Source organism: Flavobacterium sp. LB2P53 (assembly GCF_003970305.1).
Lineage (GTDB): Bacteria > Bacteroidota > Bacteroidia > Flavobacteriales > Flavobacteriaceae > Flavobacterium.
In genome coordinates, this window is sequence record NZ_RYDG01000020.1 from 1 (window position 1) to 3,845 (window position 3,845).

Sequence of the window (3,845 nt, forward strand, 5' to 3'; positions counted from 1 at the left end):
TATAGAAATCGAATTCGACCTTTAGTGCTTAAAAATCAAAAAGATGCAATATAAAATTCCTTAACTTAATGACATTGTGCTCGCGCCAGCTGGGCCCTTCTATGGTTGCTTGCGTGGGTAAATTTAGATAGTTGTAAGCGATGGCGCCAATGTTCTTGTTGGTATCGGTTATCATGTTGCCATTGCTGTCTAAGTATAATTTATACTTGTGTCAGCAGCTGGGGTATGGTCTTTTATTAGAAAACCACTCTTCTTGAGTGGCTTTATGTTTCTATCATTGTAAATACTCGTTGTTGTGGGCGCAAAGTCAGAGACGTTTGCGCAGCATTAGCGAGGAACACTTTGCGCAGCAAGCTTTGTTTCTAGTTTGTAAAAAACAAAAAAGCACTCTTTTCAGGTGGCTTTCTGTTCTTATTATTGTAAATCCTTGTTGTAGCGGGCGCAAAGTCAGAGACGTTTGCGCAGCATTAGCGAGGAACACTTTGCGCAGCAGAGCAAAGTCAGAGACTATTGCGCAGCATTATCGAGGCACACTTTGCGGAGCGGGGTTTAAAAACCAAAAGCCACTCCGTAATGAAGTGGCTTTTGTTATTGATTTTCTTTGTGGGCACGAGCCAGAGGCATCGCGCTAGCCGTTGCGATTATTTCCGCTCGGACCAGCTGGGTCATTTTTCCATTAAAACATCATCTTTTATGAAAAACTCTAAATAATTAATATCAATAACTACTGGAGGATGAAGTTTATCAACTTTATAAGATGATTTCATCACATTTTCAACCTTAAGGTTGTTTTTAATAAAAAACATACTATCTATATCTCTATAGAGAAAAATTGTTTTATCATTATAATTAATATACCCTTTAAGTTTATCCTTACTATTATAGTCAAGAATTTTGCAGTCATAAAATGTTAGATAACTTGCATAAATTATAAAATAATTTTCACTTTTCTTTTTAAATTTCAAATAAACACAATCTGCTTTACTATTAAAAAGGCCTTTTTTATTATCTAATCTAGTTAATAAATCATTTATTAATCCGTTTTTAATTTGGTGAGTGGATTGTAAATGCTTTAAATTTTCATTTGTAAATTCCTGAGCTTTGCAATTATAAAAAAAAACACTTATGAAGCACAAAAGAGCTGTTTTACTTCTTAATAATCCCTTTACTGTTGTAATCGATGTATTTCTGTGTAGTAGTTTCATAAACTTTAAATTTTACATTTTTTGAATGATAATAATCCTCTTTCCATTGTGGCAATAAATTATCTCCTTCTCCATATGTTGGTGAATTTTTGTTGAACCCAGAAGGTCCTACATAACCAGGAAATCTTTTAATTGTATGACTATGAGTGTGTGTGTAAGATTTTCCTATGCCCTCATATAATCTTTTACCCAAAATATCTGCACTTCCTGACTCTCTTATATCATTAGGCTCTGTCTCTTTCGAAATCCAACTTTTATTATCAACATCAACTTTGCCCCATTCAACATCTGTATTAATAGCCAAAAATTCAAATAAGTCTTTTGATTTAGTGTTATTATCAGTTTTAATAAAATCATATTTAACACCCCTAGCATCAGTGCCTTTTTTTATGTTGTCTAACAATCCTTTTTTAACTTCGACACTATTTTATCATTTAAATCTCCAGCACTATTGGTTCCTGTTATTGCACCTTTATCATCGACAGCAATAAGTTTATCTACCTCTTTTCCGTTTTTATCATAATACTTCTTATCATCAATTTTATTAATATCTCCATTGGAATTTACTCCAAATGTTGCAAACATTCCATCTGGGTCAATAAAATATATTGGATTATTATAAGCATAGACATAAGGCGACCATCTTCTAGAAACTTCCGCCAACGGGTCAATGTTCATCCAACGTCCTAAAGCAGGGTCATAATTTCTAGCTCCATAGTCGTAGAAGTTCAGCGATAGTTCGTCTTGGAGCTCTTTTCCGTTATACTTATACTTGTGTTCAGGCCCATTTACCACATTATTATACCCTTTATGCTTAAGACCGAAAGGATAATAGTTATTTTCTTCTACAATTTTCAACGATGGAGTATTTGTGGTGCTAACATCATTGTAACTCAATCTTATGTTTCCTAAATGATCTTTATACTGGTAAATATATGAAAAAGTTCCTCCATTATTGGCTACGTACCCTTCAGGTTGAGAGAAGAATTTCATATTTCCATCTTCATAAATGAATCCTTCTGCATAATCGGTAGTGATACCGTTAACTATTTTTTTCTGTTTTACCCCTGTAGCATCATAGACATAATTAATGTTTTGCCCTGCTATGGTAACTTTCGTGGGTAAATTTAGATAGTTGTAAGTTATGGCGCCAATGTTCTTGTTGGTATCGGTTATCATGTTGCCATTGCTGTCTAAGTATAATCTATACTTGTGTCAGCAGCTGAGGTATGGTCTTTTATTAGAAAACCACTCTTCTTGAGTGGCTTTATGTTTCTATCATTGTAAATACTCGTTGTTGTGGGCGCAAAGTCAGAGACGTTTGCGCAGCATTAGCGAGGAACACTTTGCGGAGCAGGTACCGATATTTGCTTAACATTAGCTATAAAAAGTAAAAACCACTCCGTTATAGAATGGCTTTTTTGATTTTGGTCAGCCCGAAGGTTGTTTTTGTCCTTTGTTATATCAATGTTCACTTAATTATTGCAAGCATATTTTTTTTCTTTAATTATTTTATATTTTTTACCATCTTTCTTCTGGATAACCCAAAAAGAATAATCAATAGTAGAAAAATTTCCTTTGTCTATAAAAGAAGCTAAATCAACAGAATATCCTGATTTAATAAAAACGCCATCAATATTTTCTTTATTGGAAAGAAATAAAAATTTGTCATCTATTATAGTTGTATAAATGTTTTTAATTCCTTTTGAAGCTATAAAATTTTCAAGGCTATATTTGGTGATTAATATCATATCATTTTTCATAATCTCAATGCTCCACTGAACACTTTTTGTTTGGCAAAGGCTGTCTTTTTTCATGATTCCTTTTATTGTAGATTTCAGATGTGAATCATTTAAAAAGATAATTCCAGATGTATGAATTTTTTCTGATGCTTCGCTTTGTGAATAACAAAAATTGTTAAATGCGAAAAACAGACATAATATATTTAATAACTTCATGATGTTTATTATTTTTTAATTTACTTTTTTGATTTTCTTGCTGGAATTACCACTTCTTTTAGTTCAAAACTTGGAGAATTTGTGTCATAATTTTTATATTGCTTAAGAAGAGGAGCATAAATTCTTAAATTGGCATCTGCCTTAAACTTACCTGCTGTTTGAATATCAGCTGGAGAAGGATAAAGACCATCAAAATCCATAGGATGAGAGTGCTCATACGAATTTATGTTACTACTATTCCTCGACGCACTAATATTTAAACTAAGTTCTGAGCTTTCTTTAAAACTTGTACAAATAATATTTGCTCCATTTTCAAATTTAGTTAATGAAAATTCATTAATGGAATTATTTGATACAAATTCAAATAACTCCATTAGAATTCGTCATCTTACTAGCATCAACCAAATGAACATCTGTTCTGTCTCCTGTTAATGAATTAGTAAATTGCGTATTTTCAATAGTATCTAAAATACCTTTCTCAACAGTAATTGAATCTGCATTTTCATCTTTTTTAAGATTCCCGTCACTATCTCTTGTTGCAGCAAAAAACCCCTATTCCTATCGGAATAGGGGTTTTCAAAGAAAGGCGACGAACCAGCCCGCAGGGCGAACACGTGGTATCTATAAACAAAAGAACCCCAGTCTTTTCAGACTGGGGTTCAAATAAAGAAAGGCGACGACA

At 32.8% G+C, this 3,845-nt stretch carries 6 protein-coding genes; all 6 read right to left on the bottom strand.

The features are described from left to right. Positions 1–28: 28 nt before the first annotated feature. The 6 genes from EKL95_RS14985 to EKL95_RS14805 all read right to left on the bottom strand — a co-directional run bounded on the left by EKL95_RS14985 (position 29) and on the right by EKL95_RS14805 (position 3,537). Positions 29–175, bottom strand: a complete 147-nt coding sequence (locus EKL95_RS14985; protein ID WP_158614869.1) for a hypothetical protein — start codon at positions 173–175, stop codon at positions 29–31. 490 nt (positions 176–665) lie between these two features. Beyond that, complete coding sequence (locus tag EKL95_RS14785) at positions 666–1,205, bottom strand: hypothetical protein (protein ID WP_126564535.1); 540 nt, start codon at positions 1,203–1,205, stop codon at positions 666–668. Next, complete coding sequence (locus tag EKL95_RS14790) at positions 1,147–1,608, bottom strand: JAB-like toxin 1 domain-containing protein (RefSeq protein ID WP_126564536.1); 462 nt, start codon at positions 1,606–1,608, stop codon at positions 1,147–1,149. Before EKL95_RS14790 ends, EKL95_RS14785 begins: the two co-directional genes overlap by 59 nt. Then, positions 1,602–2,384, bottom strand: coding sequence for an RHS repeat domain-containing protein (locus EKL95_RS14795; RefSeq protein WP_126564537.1), 783 nt, complete (start codon positions 2,382–2,384; stop codon positions 1,602–1,604). Before EKL95_RS14795 ends, EKL95_RS14790 begins: the two co-directional genes overlap by 7 nt. A 296-nt stretch (positions 2,385–2,680) precedes the next feature. Beyond that, positions 2,681–3,163, bottom strand: a complete 483-nt coding sequence (locus EKL95_RS14800; protein WP_126564538.1) for a hypothetical protein — start codon at positions 3,161–3,163, stop codon at positions 2,681–2,683. A 20-nt stretch (positions 3,164–3,183) separates the two neighbouring features. Continuing rightward, complete coding sequence (locus EKL95_RS14805) at positions 3,184–3,537, bottom strand: JAB-like toxin 1 domain-containing protein (protein ID WP_126564539.1); 354 nt, start codon at positions 3,535–3,537, stop codon at positions 3,184–3,186. Positions 3,538–3,845 lie beyond the last annotated feature (308 nt).